Annotated in this window: 11 protein-coding genes; 8 read left to right on the forward strand and 3 right to left on the reverse strand. The window is 65.6% G+C overall.

Annotated elements, in window-relative coordinates; all coding sequences use genetic code 11:
• Positions 1-65: 65 nt before the first annotated feature.
• Both AC5RT8_RS13545 and AC5RT8_RS13550 read left to right on the forward strand, forming a co-directional pair.
• Positions 66-4,904 carry an NAD-glutamate dehydrogenase gene (locus tag AC5RT8_RS13545; protein WP_494096220.1) on the forward strand — a complete coding sequence of 1,613 codons (4,839 nt, stop codon included), beginning with the start codon at positions 66-68 and terminating at the stop codon, positions 4,902-4,904.
• Between the two features lie 12 nt (positions 4,905-4,916).
• The gene (locus AC5RT8_RS13550) at positions 4,917-6,398 is read left to right on the forward strand and encodes a sensor histidine kinase (RefSeq protein WP_494096221.1); all 1,482 of its coding nucleotides are present in this window, start codon (positions 4,917-4,919) and stop codon (positions 6,396-6,398) included.
• Positions 6,399-6,491: 93 nt separating this feature from the next.
• Here AC5RT8_RS13550 and AC5RT8_RS13555 read toward each other — a convergent pair whose 3' ends face one another.
• Complete coding sequence (locus tag AC5RT8_RS13555) at positions 6,492-6,740, reverse strand: WhiB family transcriptional regulator (protein WP_055239553.1); 249 nt, start codon at positions 6,738-6,740, stop codon at positions 6,492-6,494.
• A gap of 302 nt (positions 6,741-7,042) precedes the next feature.
• Here AC5RT8_RS13555 and AC5RT8_RS13560 point away from each other — a divergent pair, with 302 nt between their 5' ends.
• Positions 7,043-7,465, forward strand: coding sequence for a hypothetical protein (locus AC5RT8_RS13560; protein ID WP_494096222.1), 423 nt, complete (start codon positions 7,043-7,045; stop codon positions 7,463-7,465).
• A gap of 53 nt (positions 7,466-7,518) precedes the next feature.
• Here AC5RT8_RS13560 and AC5RT8_RS13565 read toward each other — a convergent pair whose 3' ends face one another.
• The gene (locus AC5RT8_RS13565; protein ID WP_494096223.1) at positions 7,519-11,529 is read right to left on the reverse strand and encodes an FtsK/SpoIIIE domain-containing protein; all 4,011 of its coding nucleotides are present in this window, start codon (positions 11,527-11,529) and stop codon (positions 7,519-7,521) included.
• 198 nt (positions 11,530-11,727) lie between these two features.
• On the opposite strand from AC5RT8_RS13565, the gene AC5RT8_RS13570 reads away from it, so the two are divergent.
• The 5 genes from AC5RT8_RS13570 to AC5RT8_RS13590 all read left to right on the forward strand — a co-directional run bounded on the left by AC5RT8_RS13570 (position 11,728) and on the right by AC5RT8_RS13590 (position 18,664).
• The gene (locus tag AC5RT8_RS13570; protein WP_494096224.1) at positions 11,728-13,785 is read left to right on the forward strand and encodes an acyltransferase family protein; all 2,058 of its coding nucleotides are present in this window, start codon (positions 11,728-11,730) and stop codon (positions 13,783-13,785) included.
• A gap of 87 nt (positions 13,786-13,872) precedes the next feature.
• The gene (glf, locus tag AC5RT8_RS13575; protein WP_494096225.1) at positions 13,873-15,060 is read left to right on the forward strand and encodes a UDP-galactopyranose mutase; all 1,188 of its coding nucleotides are present in this window, start codon (positions 13,873-13,875) and stop codon (positions 15,058-15,060) included.
• 113 nt (positions 15,061-15,173) lie between these two features.
• On the forward strand, positions 15,174-17,060 hold the full coding sequence (locus AC5RT8_RS13580; RefSeq protein ID WP_494096416.1) for a glycosyltransferase: 1,887 nt from the start codon (positions 15,174-15,176) through the stop codon (positions 17,058-17,060).
• A gap of 2 nt (positions 17,061-17,062) precedes the next feature.
• Positions 17,063-17,935: an ABC transporter permease gene (locus AC5RT8_RS13585; RefSeq protein WP_494096226.1), complete on the forward strand. Its 873-nt coding sequence runs from the start codon at positions 17,063-17,065 to the stop codon at positions 17,933-17,935.
• A gap of 3 nt (positions 17,936-17,938) precedes the next feature.
• Positions 17,939-18,664, forward strand: coding sequence for an ABC transporter ATP-binding protein (locus tag AC5RT8_RS13590; protein ID WP_494096227.1), 726 nt, complete (start codon positions 17,939-17,941; stop codon positions 18,662-18,664).
• A gap of 85 nt (positions 18,665-18,749) precedes the next feature.
• On the opposite strand, the gene AC5RT8_RS13595 is transcribed toward AC5RT8_RS13590, so the two are convergent.
• Positions 18,750-19,766 carry a glycosyltransferase family 2 protein gene (locus AC5RT8_RS13595; RefSeq protein ID WP_494096228.1) on the reverse strand — a complete coding sequence of 339 codons (1,017 nt, stop codon included), beginning with the start codon at positions 19,764-19,766 and terminating at the stop codon, positions 18,750-18,752.
• Positions 19,767-19,880: the final 114 nt, after the last annotated feature.

Raw genomic sequence — 19,880 nt, forward strand, 5'->3', positions numbered from 1 at the left:
CTAGGCTCAGTAGGAACAGGCTGCAACGGCGCAGTCGGACGTAAGTACTATCGGAGGCGTATTACATGTCGTCAGGATCCCGCGTAGCGGATCTTTTCAGTTCGGACACTTCCCTGGATGAATTCATCGGGAACTACTACGAGCACCTGGCGCGTGAAGATGCCCAGGCCTATGCGCCGTCGGTCCTGAGGGAGCGGGCGCAAAAGCACATGGAGCTGGCGCTGGACCGCGCCGAAGGCACCGCCGCCGTGGATGTGGTGGACCAAGGCGATACCAGCGTCATCCTGATCGTCACTGACGACATGCCGTTCCTCGTGGACTCCGTTACCGCGGAGGTGGTGCGCAGCAACAATGCGATCCGGCTGGTCGTGCACCCCATTTTCCTCGCCACCCGCGACCCCCGGACGGGTGAGCTGCAGCAGGTCCAGCGTGTTCCCGCCGCTGCCGGCGTCTCCAGCGGCGACACCGCAGCCCTTCCCAACCTGGCCGACCTCCTGGGCGGGAACGGCGGCACCACCAAGGTGGAGTCCTGGATCGCCGTCGAGGTTGCCCGGATTGCCGACGGGGACAAGCGGTCCGAACTGGTGGAGCGCCTGCGGAAAGTCCTGGGCGATGTCCGGATCGCGGTAGCGGACTGGCCCGCGATGCGGACGAAGGTACACGAGATCGCCCGTTCCCTGGAGACCGTTCCGGGCGCCAGGGACATTCCCGACCTGCAGCAGGCCCGTGAACTGCTGACCTGGCTGGACAACGGCAACTTCACGTTCCTGGGCTACCGCGAATACGACCTCATCACCGAGGACGGGGAAGATGCGCTCCGCCCCACCGAAGGCAGCGGCCTGGGCCTGCTGCAGCTGCACTCCACCCGCAGGGTCCAGCGCCTCACCGGTGCAGGCCGCGCCAAGGCCCGCGAAAAGCGCGCGCTCGTCATTACCAAGGCCAACTCCCGGTCCACCGTGCACCGGCCTGCCTACCTCGACTACCTCGGCGTCAAGCGATTCGACGAACAGGGCAACGTCAACGGCGAACGCCGCTTCATCGGGCTCTTCGCCACCGGCGCCTACACCGGCTCCGTCCGCAGCATCCCGATTGTCCGGGACAAGGTCCGCGATGTCATGCGCAGCTGCGGCTTCCCTGCCGATTCGCACTCGGGCAAGGACCTGCTGTCCATCCTGGAAACCTATCCGCGGGACGAGCTCTTCCAGATCGATCCCTCCACGCTGCTGGATACCTCGCTGGCTATCCTTCGCCTCCAGGAACGGCGGCGGACACGGCTGTTCCTCCGGCCCGATATCTACGGCCGGTTCATGTCCGCCATCGTCTTCCTGCCGCGTGACCGCTACACGACGCCGGTCCGGCTGCGGATCCAGGACGAGCTCCGGGCCACCTTCAACGCGGAGTCCATCGACTTCGAAGCCCGGATGACGGAATCCGCCCTGGCCAGGCTCTTCTTCCGGATCCGGCTTCCCCGGGGTGCGGAAATTACGGATGTCGACGCCGCCGCGCTCGAGGACCGCCTCGTGCAGGCCACGCGCTCGTGGAGCGAAGGCATTGACGAGGTGGTCCGGACGAAGTTCTCCGGTCCGGAGGCCGAGAGGCTGTCGGCCCTGTGGGCCGACGCCTTCCCTGCCGCGTACCGCGTGGCCTACGAAGTCGAGGATGCCCTGGAGGACATTGCCCGCTTCGAAGCCCGGCTGGCCCGTCCGGACACAGCACCGGAACTGTTCGTCTATGTCCCGGCAGGAACCGACGGCGGCGGGCCCGAAGACGCCCGGCTGAAGCTCTACCTCACCGAGCCGAAATCGCTGACCCAGATCCTGCCCTTCCTGCACAACCTCGGCCTGGAAGTGCTCGACGAACGTCCCTTCGAGATCCGGCGGGGCGACGGCACCGGGTTCTACCTGTACGACCTGGGCCTGGTGTACCCGGCGGGCGTCGATCCGCTGCAGACCGGCTCCCTGCTGGCCGCCGCCTTCGGTGCAGGGCTGTCCGGAACCGCCGAGTCCGACGCCTTCGACCGGTTGATCCTGCAGCAGGGAATGCAGTGGCGCCAGGTGGTCATCCTGCGGGCGTATGCCAAGTACATGCGCCAGGTCGGTACGGCCAACTCCTACGGCTTCGTCGCCGGCACACTGCTGTCCAACCCGGACGTGGCCCACGCGCTGATCGGACTCTTCGAAGGGCGTTTCGACCCGGACCTGACCGAGGAGGAGCGCCGGGCCGCCGTCGAGCGGGCAGGCTCCGCGCTGGAAGCCGGCCTCGAGAAGGTGCCGACGCTTGACGCCGACCGCGTCCTGCGGACCTTTGCCACCCTGGTCAACGCCACGCTGCGCACGAATTTCTACCAGGACAAGCCCTACGTCAGTTTCAAGCTGAACACCGGTGCGATCGACGGTGCCCCGTTCCCGCGCCCGAAATACGAAATCTGGGTCTATTCCCCGCGGGTGGAGGGCGTGCACCTGCGCTTCGGCGAGGTCGCGCGCGGCGGACTGCGCTGGTCCGACCGCCGGGAGGACTTCCGTACCGAAATCCTTGGCCTGGTGAAGGCACAGACGGTCAAGAACGCCGTCATCGTGCCCACCGGCGCCAAGGGCGGGTTCTACGCCAAGAAGCTGCCCGACCCGGCCGTGGACCGCGGCGCCTGGATGGAAGAAGGAAAGAACAGCTACCGCACTTTCATCCGGGGACTGCTGGACCTGACCGACAACCTGGTGGTGAAGGAAACGGGCGAGGAAGTAGTTCCGCCCCAACGCGTGGTCCGCCATGACGGCGACGACAGCTACCTTGTGGTCGCTGCGGACAAGGGCACGGCGTCCTTCTCCGACATCGCGAACTCCATTTCCGCCGAGTACGGCTTCTGGCTCGGGGACGCCTTCGCCTCCGGCGGGTCCGTCGGCTATGACCACAAGGCCATGGGCATCACCGCCCGGGGCGCTTGGGAATCGGTCAAGCGGCACTTCAGCGAACTGGGCATCGATACCCAGAGCCAGGACTTCACCGTTGTGGGCGTCGGCGACATGAGCGGCGACGTGTTCGGCAACGGCATGCTGCTGTCCGAGCACATCAAACTGGTGGCGGCCTTCGACCACCGGCACATTTTCCTCGATCCGAACCCCGACGCCGCACGGTCCCACGCCGAACGGCGGCGCCTGTTCGAGCTTCCGCGCTCCTCGTGGGCTGACTACGACGAGTCCCTGATCAGCACCGGCGGCGGGATCTTCCCGCGCCAGTCCAAGAGCATTCCGCTCTCGGCGGAGGTCCGCGAGGTGCTGGGCCTGCCGGCATCGGCCACCAAGATGAGTCCGCCGGAGCTGTTGAAGGCCATCCTGACGGCCCCCGTGGACCTGCTCTACAACGGCGGCATCGGCACCTACGTGAAATCCTCGGCCGAGACCTCGGCGGACGTCGGCGACAAAGCCAATGACGCGATCCGCGTGGACGGCCGGGACCTGCGGGTGAAGGTCGTCGGTGAAGGCGGCAACCTGGGCATGACCCAGCGCGGCCGCATTGAAGCTGCCCGTGCCGGTGTCATCCTCAACACTGACGCGATCGACAATTCCGCCGGTGTGGACTGCTCCGACCACGAAGTGAACATCAAGATCTTCGTGGACCGGATGGTGGCGGCCGGACGCCTGGACCCGGCGGAGCGCGCCGAGTTCCTGCACTCGATGACCGACCAGGTCGGCCACCTGGTCCTGCAGGACAACATTGACCAGAACATGCTGCTGCTCAATGACCGCCAGCGGGTACTCGAAGCCAGCCCCAGCTTCGAGCGGCTGATGGACTGGCTTGAGGAACATGCGGACCTGGACCGCGGACTCGAGGCGCTGCCCACCAACGAGGAGCTGCACGCACGGATTGCTGCAGGGGAGGGGCTCACCTCGCCTGAACTTGCTGTGCTGGCTGCGTACGCAAAGATCGAGCTCACGAAGGCGCTGACGCGCTCGAACCTCGCCGACGACCCGTACTTTGCCGGGACCCTGCGGCGGTACTTCCCGAAGCAGATTGTCGAGCGTTTCGGCGACCAGCTGGATACCCATCCGCTGCGCCGCGAGATTATCTCCACCGTGGTCGCCAACGACATGATCAATATCGGCGGCATCACCTTCGCCTTCCGGGTGATTGAAGAGACTTCCGCCACCGAGGCGGAAGCGGCCCGCGCCTTCACCGCCCTGCGGGAGATCTACGGCATCGACAAGGTCCTCGCCGAACTGGGCGCGCTGCCCGCGGACTTCCCCGCGGAGACCTGGTCCATGATGCATTTGGACCTGCGCCGGCTGCTGGACCGCGCGGTGCGCTGGTTCGTCAACCATGTGGGACGGGGAACGACGATCAGCGAGGACATCGAGGCGTTCAAGCCCATCCTGACGCCGCTGCTCTCCGATCTGACGCGTTTCCTGCGCGGGGCGGACGCGGAACGGGTTCAGGCCATGGAACAGAAGGCCCGCGAGCTGGATATTCCGAAGGAGCTCGGCAAGTACTGGGCCGAACAGTTCGAATCCTTCGGGCTGCTCGACGTCGCAATGGCCAGCCGTGCGAGCGGCGAACCGGCAGCCGAAGTGGCGGGCGTCTACTACGCCGTCTATGACCAGTACGGGATCGACGACCTGCTGAACCGGATCACCAAGCTTCCCCGCGAGGACCGGTGGCAGTCACTGGCGCGCGCCGCACTGCGCGACGACCTGTATTCGACCGTGGCGGACATGACCGTGGCTGCCCTGGAGGCAACGCCTGACCGGGCCGGTACGGATCCGGCGGAGCGCCTGCACGCATGGGAGCAGGAGAATGCCGACCACCTGCAACGTGCCTCCAAGATGTTCACCGAAGTGAACCAGCTTGAGCAGGACGACATGGCGTCCCTGTCGGTGGCGCTTCGCCTGCTTCGTTCCATCGTCCGCCGCTGATCCGGAGCACCCGTGGCAATTTTTACCGACCCGATCAAGGACCACGCGGACTTCGGTCCCGGCGACGCCGAATGGCTGCACCTCCTGGTGGGCGACTGGCAGCTGGTTGCCGACCTTGCCTTCGCCGACCTGGCGCTGTGGTTCCCCGTGCCCGACGGCGGCTACGTGGCGCTGGCCCATGCCCGGCCCTCGACGTCGCACACGGTGTTCCACAGCGACTTCGTCGGTGAACGCATCCGCGCTGACCTGCACCCCCTGGTTGATGCCGCCTGGCACAGCCAGCACATAGAACGGTCGAGTGAAACCAGCTGGACCGCGGAAACAGCCATGCGGGTGGAAGCCATCCCGTTTGTCCGCAACGGCAGGACCCTGGCCGTGGTGACTTCGCACATGGACCTGTCCAGCTCACGCATGCCCTCGCGCCTGGAACTGACCTACCGGCAGTGTGCGTATGATCTGCTGCGCATGGGGACGCTGGGCCTGTGGCCCGACTTCGCCACGCCTACCGGTTCGCGCCGCGGTGCGCCGCGGGTGGGGGACGGGCTGATCCGGCTCGATGCCGAAGGAATCGTGCAGTATGCCAGCCCCAACGGTGTCTCCGCTTTCCGCCGCCTGGGCGATATGGAAACACTGGAGGGGCGTTCACTGGCGGAGATCACCACGGCGCTGCTCAAAGACCGCCGGATGGTCGATGAAACACTGCCGCTGGTGGTTACGGGGCGGATGCCGTGGCGGACGGAAATTGAATCCCGCGGCGTCAGCCTGTCCCTGCGGGCCATTCCGCTCCGGGACGAAAAGGAGCGTTTCGGTGCGCTGGTGCTCTGCCGTGACGTCTCCGAACTCCGCCGCCGGGAGATGGAACTGGTCTCCAAGGACGCCACCATCCGCGAGATCCACCACCGGGTGAAGAACAACCTCCAGACCGTTGCGGCGCTGCTGCGGATGCAGTCACGGCGGATGGAGAGCGAAGAAGGCAAACTGGGCCTGGCCCAGGCCATGCGGCGGGTCTCCACTATTGCCCTGGTGCACGAAACCCTGTCCCAGGGCCTGACCCAGAACGTGGACTTTGACGAGCTGATCGACCGCCAGTTCCGGCTCTCAGCCGAGGTTGCCTCACCCACGCAGGAGGTCAGGACCCGCCGCGAGGGCAGCTTCGGCGAACTACCCAGCGACCTGGCCACCCCGCTGGCCCTGGTCATCAATGAACTGGTGACTAACGCCGTGGAGCACGGGCTGGCGGGACGGCGCGGCACGGTCGGGCTGGCGGCGCGGCGCCACGGCGAAAGGGGCCGGGAAGAACGGCTCACGGTGACGGTGTCCGACGACGGCGTGGGCCTGCCGCCGGGGCCGCGGCGGGAGGGACTCGGTCTGCAGATCGTCCGGACCCTTGTCCAAAGCGAACTCGACGGCACTATTGAATGGTCAGCCGGAGAAGAAGGCGGCACGGAAGTGCGGATCGAAATGGGTTTGGACACCGAATACCGCCGCTCCTGATGCCCCCGGGCAGCACGGAAAGCGGGACGGCAAAGGGCCGCTGCCAATGGCAGCGGCCCTTTAATATCCGGCACCAGAGCCGGTAAGTCCTGCTTAGGAGGCGCGGCGGGCGCGGGCTGCGCGGCGCTTCAACGCACGGCGCTCATCTTCGCTCATGCCGCCCCAGACGCCGGCGTCCTGGCCGGTCTCGATGGCCCACTGCAGGCAGGTGTCGATGACCGGGCAGCGCCGGCAGACACTCTTGGCTTCTTCGATCTGCAGAAGAGCCGGGCCGGTATTGCCCACGGGAAAGAAAAGCTCCGGATCTTTATCCAGGCAAGCTGCGCGGCTCCGCCAATCCATGTTGATCACTATCTCCTCTGAAAAGTTGACTCCTACGTGTTTGTGAAAACATTCACGAGCAACTACAAACTAAAGGGGCCGGTTTCGGCCCCTGATTTCCCTCCTACTAGCGTGGCACGTATGCCAGAAGCAGACAAGGGTTTGCGTGCGGGAATATTGCCCCGGAGCTGAGGGATGCATCACACTTGCCGCCTGCGGAAGGCCTTCCTGCGGCCCGGGGCAGGACCGGTCCGCTGCAGGGGAAAGGGAATGCAACGTCGTTCCAAGGCCCTCCGTCCAGAGCCGTCCGGTATCCTGCCAGTGTGTCAACACCCCAGGAACCCCGCTCCGCATCGCGTGCCCCCGCCGTCCTCGTCGTCTCCGCCGTCCTCGTCCTTGAAGCCCTTTGCCTCCTTGGCTTCGCAGCCTGGTACGGCTACCAACTGGCGACTTCGGCACCGTTGTCCATGGGAGGGGTCATCTTCACGCTGGTATTCGCCGTGGCCCTGGCAGTGTGGCTGCTGGCGGTGGGGCACTTCTTCTTCCGGGGCTATCGCTGGACGCGCTCGGCGGCGTTGGTCTGGCAGCTCTTCGTGATCATTCTTGCCGTTCCGACCCTGCAGGCAGGACTGGTCCTGCCGGGCCTCGGGCTGCTTTTGCCGGCAGCAGCCGTTCTGCTGCTGCTGTTCACGAAGCCCGTCCTTGACCACACCAGCAGGCTCACGGACAGCGGCAAGACCTTCTAGGTGCCGTACTCCCGGGACGAGCGGGTCCGGGAGCCACGGCCGGCAGCAGCCGGTCAGGACGCGGGAGCGTAAGCGGCCTGCGCCTCCACCACCTCCATTCCGTCAATGAGGTAGCACCGGCCGGGCGGGTACCGGAGCCCGGGCTCGATCCTGATGCCAAAAATATCTCCGTCCGTCGCAGCCGCGGGTCGAAGCAGCGCTCCGTGCGGAGCCGAACGGACCTGCAGGGCCAGGGGAATCCGTGACGACATCGAATGCCCGGGTGCGGCGGCCAGGACGATCCTGGCCCCGCATGCCTGCAGCTGGGCCAGTTTTGAGTGGACGGATGCCGGGAAGGAATCTGCGTCATCCACCAGGACCAGGAAGCCGCTGGCCTCTTCCTTCCGCTGTTCCATAGTCGACAGGGCCTGTTCCGCATCCGCCGTCCTCGACAACAGGCAGCATTCCAAGGATGCATCGGCGGAGCGATGGAGCTGGCGCAGGAAGGATGTCCGGCCCGAACCCCGCGGCCCTGCCACCAGGAAGACGCAGCCCGCCGGCAGGTGGACCGCGGCGGTCCCCAGCTCGTCGCCGCAGACCCCCACGGCCAGCAGGTCTGCAGACTGAGACGGCGCCAGCACCTCCGGGGGAACAAACGCAGGGAGGCTTTCAATGCGGTGCGGCCGCGGGTTTCCCCGGGGCAGCGGGCGCAGCCGTCCGGGATCGGGTGACGGCCCGGGAACGAGCAACTGGGCCGTGAGGCCCTCTGCGGTCGCGCACCGTCCCTGCACCAGAGCCCGTTGCCTGACCCGGTCCATGGGCGGCAGCCGGGGCCAGGCCAGCAGCGTCTCGGCGCTGGCATCCGTCGGAAAAAACATGCGGTTGGGGACGAGGGGAAAGAAACGGGCATTGAGCACGTCGCGGTCGCCCGTGAGGACAACGCAGATATCGGCCCGCTCACCGTCCCGGATGAGGTCGGCGAGGTCCTCTTCGCCGGACTGGCCGCGGCTGGACCGGAAGGCCGCGCACCAGCGCGCCCAGCCGGTAATGATGAGCGTTGTTCCAGCTGCGGGGTCATCGGCTCCCGGGATGTCCCCGCCGGCTGCGTGCACTCCTTCGGCCACGGGCTCTGCCGTCGTTAGGCGCCGGAGGAGCTCGGCAGCGAGGTACGCGAGGACACGTCCGGCACGCCGGGTGTCCTGCGGACCGACATAGGCGCCGGTCTGCTCCGCGGCAGCGAGCCAGGCGAGGCTGCCGTCGGCGTCCAGGACATAGAGATGCCTGCCGGGCAGTCCGGCGAGGTGTTCCGCGGCGATGAGGCTGAGGGAATCAGGCGCCCCGGACCTGGGGGCGCCCAGCAGTGCCAGATGCGAGTCCCTGGCTGGGGACCACACCAGGGTCTGCCGGCGCTGTTTTTCCGGCTCGTCCAGCAGGCCCAGCGCCAGTCCTGCCGCCGGTTCCGGCCGGTCCGCGCCGGCAAGGGCCAGAAGGTCCGTTGTCAGGACAGGGGGGAGCGGCGGCTGCACGGGATTGAACGGAACCGGAAAGCCGCCTAGGCCCGCAGCACTGCGGATCGCTCCAACGATGCGAGGGAGGGCCTGCGGGTCGGCGGATACCTCGGCGGCGGAGTCCGACCAGGGGGAGCGGAAGTATTCCTGCAGGTCCTTCAGCGGGTTTTCGTCCGTGCCGCTGCGCAGGGAGGTGGACAGGCTTTGGAAGGCGAACGGGGTCCGTCCGCCTCGGCTCAGGATCGCCCGTCCCGGAACATCCGGCGGAATTCCCGCTGCCGAGTCGGCATTGATCACGTCGCGCGACTCGGCGGCGGACTGCACCCGCAGGGCAATGCTGGTGGCGAGGTTCGCCCGGATGTCGGTGGTGATGGCTCCCTGCGGCCGCTGCGTCGCCAGGAGGAGGTGCAGCCCCAGGGAGCGCCCGATGGCCGCAATCCGGAGCAGTTCGGGCAGGGCCGTCGGGACTGCCTCGGCCAGCATCCGGAACTCGTCAACGACGATCAGCAGCCGGGGGAGTCCCGGCTGGTGCGTGCGATTGTAGGCGGAGAGGTTGTCCGTTTCCGCGCGTGCCAGGAGTTTCTCCCTCCGTCGGACTTCCGCCCGCAGGGACACCAGTGCCCGCGTCACGTTCTCGGCGGAGAAATCGGTCAGGAGCCCCACCGCATGCGGAAGGGCGGCAAGGGGGCCAAGACCGGATCCTCCCTTGAAATCGATGAGCAGGACGGTGATGCGCGTAGGCGGGTGCAGCGCCGCCAGCGACACCACGAACGAGCGCAGGAATTCGGATTTGCCTGCGCCGGTGGTGCCGGCTGCCAGGAAATGGGGACCGTCCCTATCCAGGTCCAGGGTGACGGGACCGGACGGCGCAAGTCCCACGACGGCCTCGGCGTCGTTCCTTTCGGAGGTCCACCCCTGCAGGAGCTGCTCGGGCGCTGCGGCGTGGAACCCATCAAAAGCGGCTGCCCGGCGAAGCTTCCCCGGCCCTCCGGCCGTCGGCGGTTCCGGGTGGAGGGTCCGCCGGGATGAAAGCGCGCGGCTCAGGCGCGCGAAGGTCCGGGGCCGGACCAGATCCGGCACGAAAGCCAGGGTGCCGGCGCCGGAGGTCATGGTTCCGCGTCCGGCCAGGAGGGTGACGGTCACGGCCGCGGGTGGACCTCCGCACCGCACGATGCTGACACGGCCGGAATCGGGCAGGGCCTGCAGCAGGGCTCCGGCGTGCTCGGCCCAGGAGGGGTGGACGAAGAGCACGAACAGGGCCGGTCCGTCTGCGGCTTCCGTATCGGCCAGCAGGGTATGAATCCGCGCAGCGGCGGGCCTTACGGCCAGGGGAGAAGCTTCAGGCAAGGCAGCCAGGGAAACCCCGGGCAGGAACCGGGCGTCCGGTTCCAGTTCCGCGGGTGTTCCCGCGCACACGATGTGCAGGCCCTCCGCCCCGGAGGCCTGCAGGAGGATGGTCCTGCCCGCGGCGGCAAGGTCCGGCCCGGGGCCTTCCAGTCGGATATCCCGATCCTCTCCCAGAGCGAGGACCACCGGTGCCTCCGGAATGTCCGGCGGCACGAACCGCTGCTGCACCGGGACTGCCACCAGGTTGGCCGGCTGGCTGCCTGCCCCAATCCGGACGGGGCGGACAGCAGCGGAACCGCCCGCGCCGCCCGGAGGGTAGCCCAGCTCGGCAGCCAGCGCCGTTTCTCCGGGATCGGGTGCCGCAAGCCGGCGGCGCCTGCCGTCCTGGCGTGCTGCCTCAGCCACATCAGCGGCATGCTCCCGGCGCCGGCGCCGGGAGCTGCCGGCCGCGAGCAGCGCCATTACTGCGGAAACAGCGCTGAAAGCCAGGAACATCCACATGCCCGTGGCCAGCGCCAGCACGACCCCGAGGATCAGCGGAAGCAAAGCCCCGACTAAGAGAAGCCCCGTTTTCTGCCCCGGCTCGGAGAACCGGACGGGAAGCGGTTCCAGGGGGTAGTCCGGCGGGGACGCCGGCTCCGGTGCCGTTCCCGGGGTGCACAGCCGGCAGTAGCTGTAGCCGAGCCGGATGGTCGAACCGGTGTCCACCACCGCACTGCGGATTCGGCGGCCGTCCACCCAGGTACCGTTGGCCGATCCCAGGTCCCGGATCGTCACGGATTCGGACCCGACGGTGAGCCGGGCATGAAGCCGGGAGAGTGCGGGGTCGGCAATGCCGAGCATCGGACCGGTGTCTGCTTCGTCCGTAAGCATCCGTCCGATGGTGTAGGTGCCCCGCTGGAGGGAAGTGACGGTTCCGGCATCCGGTCCCGAGCAGACCGCCAGGAGCAGGGGAGCAGCACGAAGATGGGGTTCGGCGGCGGGGGGACCGTCCGCCGCCGCGGGGGAACAGACAATTACGGCGCCGTTGACCAGCGGGGGGACGCCGGGCGCCAGCTCCTGGACCCTGGTTCCCTGGACCGTGTAAAGCGCCGGTCCGTAGCGCTCCGAAAGCAGGGCGGCGATGGTGCTTCCGGTCAGCGAACTGGTGATCTTCATCACCAGCTCGGTTCCCGTCGCCTGCTCGAAGGTGTCCGGAAGGCGCCATCCCGGCGCAGCGGCAAGGCTCACATGAAGCAGCAATATTCCTCCAGAATCCCGCCCGGTACGTCCGGTTTCGGGTGCGGGGGCCAGCCTAGGCGTGCTACTGCTGCTCCGGAGTCCCGGGTTCCCGAACGGGTACTGCCGCTCTTGGCCAGGCGCCCTGTGGAGGGATAGTCAAGCTGCCGCCCGTAGAATGCAAGGGAATTTTTGTCCAGAAAGGCACGTGTGACTTCTTCGATTTCTGCTCTTCAGCCCACCGAGGAGCGGCGTCCCCCAGCCGGCAGGGCAGCCAAGGCCGGCTACCGGCCCGAGGTGCAGGGTCTCCGGGCGCTCGCAGTGCTCATGGTGGCCTGTTACCACATCTGGTTCGACAGGGTCTCCGGCGGCGTCGACATCTTCCTGCTGATTTCAGCGTTCCTGCTGTCACTGTCCTTTATCCGCAAGGTCGAGGGCGGCCGTCCGCTGAACCTTGGACAGTACTGGATCCATGTGTTCAAGCGGCTGCTTCCGGCGGTGGCCGTAGTCCTGGTGGGCGTCCTGGTGGCGACGGCGCTGTTCGTGCCGGCGATCCGGTGGGGAGAGATTCTTTCGCAGGCCTGGTCCTCGCTCTTCTACTTCCAGAACTGGGCACTGGCAGAAAATTCGGTGGACTACTACGCCACCGACCAAAGCGTGGCCAGCCCCCTCCAGCACTTCTGGTCATTGTCCGTACAGGGGCAGGTCTTCATTCTGTGGCCACTGCTGTTTGCGCTGGCAGCGGGCATCGCCCGGGCCGGCCGGCTGCGCTTCCGGAGTGTTGTCCTCGGCGTCTTCGGAACCGTGTTCGTAGCTTCGCTGGCCTTTTCGGTATACGAGACCTACACCAGCCAGACGTATGCCTACTTCGATACGCGTGCCCGCCTGTGGGAATTCGCCTTCGGCACGCTGCTCGTGCTGGCGCTGCCCTACATCCGGCTCCCCAGGCCCCTCAGGATTGCGGCCGGCTGGGTTGGCCTGGCAGCGATGCTCTCCGTCGGGTTCATCCTCAACGTGCAGGGGCAGTTCCCGGGATACGTCGCGCTGTGGCCGCTGCTGGCCGCCACGCTCGTCATCGTGGCGGGGCAGACGGGGAGCGCTTTCGGCGCTGACCGGTTCCTGTCCTGGAAGCCGCTGATCCGGTTGGGGGACATGTCGTATGCCCTGTATCTGTGGCACTGGCCCGTCCTGGTTATTTATCTGATCTGGCGTGGCAGGGAAGAAGTTGGACCTGTCGGCGGCACCGCCATCCTCGCCCTGTCCCTGGTGCTGGCGTACCTGACGACGACGCTGGTGGAGAAGCCCCTTCGATCCATGGCCTGGGCCGATCGGAGCAAGGCCCGTGCGGCGGTCGTCATCGCAGTCTGCTTCGCGCTGGTGGCGGTCCCGGTGGCCGGATGGCAGGGGAGCCTGAAGCTGGAAGCAGACAAGCTGGCAGCTGAGGCGGAACGCAACAACCCCGGGGCGGCCGTGCTGCTCCCCGGCTATACCGACGAGTCCGACCCGGACGCGCCGGTCCTTCCGTTGCCTGAACGGGCTGCCGACGAATTCGCCGATGTGCCCGACGGCTGCTCCGACCAGGGCACCCTCGAGGTGGTGTGTGATTTGGTGCAGGCCGACGACGACGCCTTCACCGTGACCATTGTGGGCAGTTCCCACGCCCAGACCTGGATCAGCGCCGTGACTCCCATTGCGGAGGAGCGGGGATGGAATCTGTCGAGCAGGGTGAAGGGATGGTGCCCTTTGACGTTTGAGGACTACGCCTCTCCGGAGTGCCTGGAGTTCAACCGCACGTCGATGGACCAGATGTTGGCGGACCCGCCTGACCTCGTGGTGACGACCGGCAGCCGCACGGTTTTGGACGGGCAGGAGCACGTGGATCCCACCTGGACCTCCGCGGTTGCACAGCTGCTCGATGCCGGCATTGCCGTGGCGGCCATCAGGGATACCCCGCGCATGCCCCAGGACGTGCCCACCTGCATGACGGAGAACCCCGGGGACACCGATCTCTGCGGCATCGACTCGGCCAGGATCTATGATGGGATGAACCCAGGCGAAGCAGCGCTGTCGCGTCAGGGACTTATCCACATTGATCTGACGGAATACTTCTGCCCGGAGGGCTTCTGCCCGCCCGTCATCGGCAATGTGTTGATGTATATCGATACCAACCACCCCACCAAGACCTTCATTGACAGTCTGCAGCCGCTTTTCGCCGAGCGGCTGGACGAGGGGTTGAGGTTAAACGGAATCGAAGCGGCTGCTGGTTAAAGTGGCTGTGCTGGAATAGTTCGGTAAACTTGGCCGTCGGGTGGCTACGGGTCTTCTCGCCCCCACCAATTCAAACAGGAGTAATTTGTGAACGTTGACCTCGTCGTCGTCGGAGCGGGCTTCTTCGGCCTGACCCTGGCCGAGCGCGCTGCTAAGGAACTGGACCTGAAGGTCGCAGTCATCGACCGCCGCCACCACATCGGCGGCAACGCCTATAGCGAGAACGATGCGCAGACCGGTATCGAAGTCCACCGTTACGGTGCCCACCTGTTCCACACCTCCAACGAGCGGGTCTGGGAATACGTTAACCGCTTCACCGGCTTCACGAATTACGTGCACAAGGTGTACACCAGCCACAAGGGCGAGGTGTACCCGATGCCGATCAACCTCGGCACGATCAACCAGTTCTTCCGTTCTTCCATGGGCCCGGCGGAAGCCAAGGCGCTCATTCAGGAACAGGCCGGCGAACTGGCCGGGACCAACCCCGCCAACCTGAACGACAAGGGCATCCAGCTCATCGGCCGCCCGCTGTACGAAGCCTTCATCAAGTACTACACCGGCAAGCAGTGGCAGACCGATCCCAAGGACCTGCCGGCGGAGATCATCAGCCGGCTGCCCGTGCGCTACACGTATGACAACCGGTACTTCAACGACAAGTACGAGGGGCTGCCGGTGGACGGCTACACTGCCTGGATTGAACGGATGGCCGACCATCCCAATATCCAGGTCCACCTCAAGACCGATTTCTTCGATGAGGGCCACGAGTTCTCCCGCGCAAACACCCTGGGCCAGGTTCCGGTCATTTACACGGGCCCCGTGGACCGTTACTTCGACTACGCCGAGGGTGACCTGTCCTGGCGCACCATCGACCTCGAGGAAGAAGTCCTCCCGATCGAGGATTTCCAGGGCACCTCGGTCATGAACTACCCGGACGAGGACGTCCCCTACACCCGGATCCACGAGTTCCGCCACTTCCACCCCGAGCGCGACTACACCAAGGACGCGACGATCATCATGCGCGAGTTCTCCCGCTTCGCGGAGAAGGGCGACGAGCCGTACTACCCGGTCAACACCGCGGAGGACCGGGCGAAACTGCTGGCCTACCGCGACCTGGCCAAGGGTGAAAAGGACGTGCTCTTCGGCGGACGCCTCGGCACCTACAAGTACCTGGACATGCACATGGCCATCGGCTCCGCATTGTCGATGTATGACAATAAGATCAAGCCGCACTTTACCGGTGGCGCAAAGCTTGAAAGCGGAGGAGTAGACGCGTGAGCAACGCAATCGTAGAACGCACACCCAAGGCCGAAGAGCCGCAGGAGGCCTGGTCGTCCCTGCAGCGGGTCATCCTCCCCTCCCTCGACCAGCTGGACACGATCCCGCTGTACATGGACACGGGAAGCGCAACAGGCGTACAGCTGTCCACCATGAACGGCGACGCCCGGGCGGACACCGCCACGCAGACTTCCGCGCCGGGAAAGGAAGCCCACGCCGAAGACTTCCTGTCACGCCGGTCCACGTCCGTCCGTCCGGGCGAGCGGGTGTCCTTCGGAACATACTTCAACGCTTTCCCGGCCAGCTACTGGCGCCGGTGGACGAACCTTGAGACTGTGCGCCTCAGCGTCCGCACCACCGGAATCGGAGCGGTCAGCGTCTATAAGTCCAACGCCCGCGGATCGCTGCAGCACGTGCAGACCCAGCGCGTGGACTCGCCGAGTACCAGCACCTTCGAACTGAGCCTGAAGCCCTTTGGAGACGGCGGCTGGTACTGGTTCGACCTGGTGGCCGGTTCCGAACCGCTGATCCTCGAAGAGGCGGAATGGCAGGCGCCGGGTGAGCCGGTTGCCCCGGGAGCGGTGACGCTCGAGATCACCACCCTGAACAAGACCTCCTTCTGCATCAACAACCTCCGCATCCTCGGTGAGCACCCCGAAGCACTGGAAATGGTCAAGGAGGTCCTGATCGTCGACCAGGGCACCGAGAAGGTTGCCGAGGCGGAAGGTTTCGCCGAGGTGGAGGCAATGCTCGGCGGCAAGCTGCGCATCATCAACCAGGCGAACCTGGGCGGGTCCGGCGGTTTCGCACGCGGCATGTACGAAGCGGTGGAGAGCGGCAGCGACTACGTCCTGCTCCTTGACGACGACGTCGTGATGGAACCCGAGAGCATCTCGCGCCTCGTGACCTTCGCGGACCGGTGCAAGACCCCCACCATCGTGGGCGGACACATGTTCGACCTGTACAACCGCACCGTTCTGCACACCTTCGGCGAAACGGTGAACCCGTACCGTTTCCAGCCCGACCAGCCGCACGAACAGATGACCCTTGGCCACGACTTTGTGCGCTCGAACCTGCGCCACACACCCTGGCTGCACCGCCGCGTGGATGTGGATTACAACGGCTGGTGGATGTGCCTGATCCCGACCCAGGTGATCCGGGACATCGGTCTTTCGCTGCCGGTCTTCATCAAGTGGGACGACGCCGAATACGGGCTGCGTGCAAAGAGCGCAGGCTACCCCACGGTGTCCATGCCCGGCTCCGCCGTCTGGCACGTCTCCTGGATCGACAAGGACGACCTCGTCGGCTGGCAGGCATACTTCCACACCCGCAACCGCATGATCGCCGCCCTGATCCACAGCCCGTATGAACACGGCGGCCGCGTGGTCCGGGAGACCGGCTACATTGACCTCAAGCACCTGATCTCCATGCAGTACTTCACTGCCCAGGGCCGCGTCATGGCACTGCGGGACCTGCTCAAGGGTCCGGATCACCTGCACGGGATCCTGCCGACCAAGCTGCCCGAGATCCGTTCCATGGCGAAGAACTTCAGCGACTCCCAGTTCCAGCCGGACCCGGAAGCCTTCCCGGCCCCGGTCATGCACAAGCCTCCGCGGCGCGGGCAGGGCTTCTCCGCTCCCTCCTACGCGTCCCTTATTCCCTGGGCCGCCAAGACGGTGGTCAAGCAGCTGACCAAGAAGGTTCCGGCGACCAGCCTCGAGCACCCGCAGGCCTACGTTGCGCACCAGGACAATAAGTGGTGGCGGATGTCCCAGTACGACAGTGCCGTGGTGTCCAACGCCGAAGGCACGGGTGCCTCCTGGTACAAGCGGGATCCGAAGCAGCTGCGGGTCCTGCTGGCCGAAGCAGTGCGGCTCAACGCGGAAATCCTGAAAAACTGGCAGAAGCTCAGCGACCAGTACCGCGAAGCGCTTCCGGAGATTACTTCCTTCGACGCATGGAAGAAAACCTTCGCCGAGCATTCGGAAGAGAGTAAATAAGCTTGTCCACCGGTGCACTCGAAACCCCGGGGCGCGGGGCGGGACTGGCGGATATCCTCCGGTCCCGCTTCCTGCTCAAGCTGCTCGTCTCCAAAGAGCTGAAGGTCCGTTACCGCGGCTCGATCCTGGGACTGCTCTGGTCCTATGTGAAGCCCGGCGTCCAGTTCATTGTCTTCTACATCGCGCTGGGCGTCTTCCTCGGACTGGAGCAGGGTCCACGTAACCCCGACGGTTTGCCGAACTACGCCATCTATCTCTTCTCCGGCATCGTTCTCATCAACTTCTTCACCGAAGCCCTGGGGAACGCATCACGCTCCATCGTGGGCAACGGGGGATTGATCAAGAAGATCTACCTTCCCCGGCAGCTCTTCCCCGTCGCTTCGGTGTGGGTCAGCGGCGTGCACTTCGTGCCGCAGCTGGTGATCCTGATTGCGGCGTGCCTGTTCAACGGCTGGAACCCGTCCCTCCTGCAGCTGGCGTCCGCGGTGGCAGGGTTCATCATCGTGGCCTTGCTGGCCACGGGGCTCGGGCTGCTCTTCGGCGCGGTCAATGTCTACTTCCGTGACGCGGAGAACCTGGTGGACATGCTCTTGATGATCGCCACCTGGGCTTCGCCCGTGCTGTACTCATGGATGATGGTGCGGGAAGAGCTGGGGGAGACGTTCTTCAACCTCTACCAGCTGAATCCGATTACGGTCGGGGTCGAAGCGTTCCACTTCGCCTTCTGGCTGCCGACCACCGACGGCGCAGAGGCGATTCCGCCGCATCTGCTGTCCATGTGGATACCCATCGCCCTGGCTATCTCGGCAGCGGTCCTGCTGCTCGGCCAGCTCGTCTTCCGTCGCCTTGAGGGCCGTTTCGCGCAGGAGCTGTGAACCGTGGCAAACGCCATTGAAGTACGCAATGTAAACAAGCAGTTCGTCCTGCGGCACACCCGCTCCATGAAGGAAGCCTTTGTCTGGCTGGTCAAGGGCCGGAAGGGCGACCTCTCCGAGAAGTTCCATGCGCTCAAGGACGTGTCCCTCGACGTCGAGCAGGGAGAGTCAGTGGCCCTGCTGGGACTGAACGGTTCCGGAAAGTCCACCCTGCTCAAGCACATTTCCGGGGTCATGCGGCCCGATACCGGAACCGTGGGAACCCGCGGCCGGGTGGCCGGGCTGATTGAGGTCGGCGCCGGATTCCACCACGACCTGAGCGGCCGGGACAATGTCTACCTAAACGGGGCTATCCTCGGCATGACCGAGCAGGAAATCGACGAGAAATTCGACTCCATCGTCGAATTCTCCGAGATCGGCCAGTTCATCGACACCGAGGTGAAGTTCTACTCCTCGGGGATGTATCTTCGGCTGGCGTTTTCCGTAGCCGTCCACACCGACCCCGAAGTCTTCCTGGTGGATGAGATCCTGGCGGTCGGAGACGAACCGTTCCAGAAAAAGTGCATCGACAAAATCAAGGAACTGGCCGGCGAAGGCAAGACCCTCGTCGTCGTCAGCCATGACCTGGACCTGGTCTCGCGGGTCTGCCGGCGCGGCGTCCTGCTCGAACACGGCCAGGTCGTGATGGACGGGCCGGTGGACGACGTCGTGGCCCGCCTGCGCTCCTAGCACCCGGAGGGTCCGGCACAAGAGCAGGCAGCACAAAGGGGATCCGCCGAAAACGGCGGATCCCCTTTCGGTTGGGTACAGCAGGTCAGGCGGCCCCGGGTTCGTAGGGATCCTTGCCCGCCGACGTCCGCGTTGCGTCGGGCGTCGAACCCTCGGGAGCGGACGCGCCGTCGAGCATGCTGTCGTAGCCCACGAGGTAGAGGGGGCGTCGGAGGGTGCCGGCGAAGATGCGGCCGATGTATTCGCCGAGGATGCCCAGACAGAACAGCTGGATGGCGCCGATGCCGCCTACCACCAGCACGGTGGAGGCCCAGCCGGGCACCGTCTGTCCCGTGAAGACGCCGACGACGACGAAGATGCCCACCAGCACACACAGCATCGCGCTCAGGACGCCGAGCCAGGTGGCAAAGCGGAGCGGGCCGCCCGAGAAGGTGACGATGCTCTCCGTGGTCAGCAGGATCATTTTCCCCAGGGGGTATTTGGACGTTCCGGCTGCCCGCTTGTCCCGTTCGTAATAGACATTGGTGCTGGGGAAGCCGAACCACGGAATGATCAACCGGTAGACGCGGCCCTCTTCGGGAAGCTTGTTGATCGCTTCGAGGACCCGCCTGCTCACCAACCGGAAGTCACCCGCGTTGGAGGGGACGTGCGGTCCCGCAACGCGGCGCATGAGCCAGTAGTACATTGCCGCTGTCTGCCGTTTGAAGACAGAGTCCGTGGACCGGTCGCTGCGGACTCCGTACACCACGTCCACGTTCTCCGTGCGGGCCTTCTTGAGCATTTCCTCGATGGCTTCGGGCGGATCCTGAAGATCAGCATCGATGGTCACGACGTAGTCACCCACTGCACCGGTCATGCCGGCCGTGATTGCGGCCTGATGGCCGCTGTTGCGCATCAGGCGGACCAGCCTCAGCTCCGGCCACTGCGCCCGGATCTCCTGTACCAGCCGGGCCGTGGCATCCTTGCTGCCGTCATCGACGGCGACAACTTCGTAAGGGACATCCAGACCGTCCAACACGGGACGTAACCGGGCAACCAACTGATGCAGGACGGCCTCCTCGTTGTACATGGGTACAACTACGGACAGCACTTTATGGCTCAAGACGGGACTCCTAGTAGGCTATGAACACCTAGCGAGCATACCAACCTTCACTGCCATAGCCTGCCTTCCCCAGCCGGGCCCTACAGCTCAATGGGCTAGAATTGCGAAGGCCTT

The sequence above is a fragment of the Arthrobacter sp. Ms25 genome (assembly GCF_059090365.1).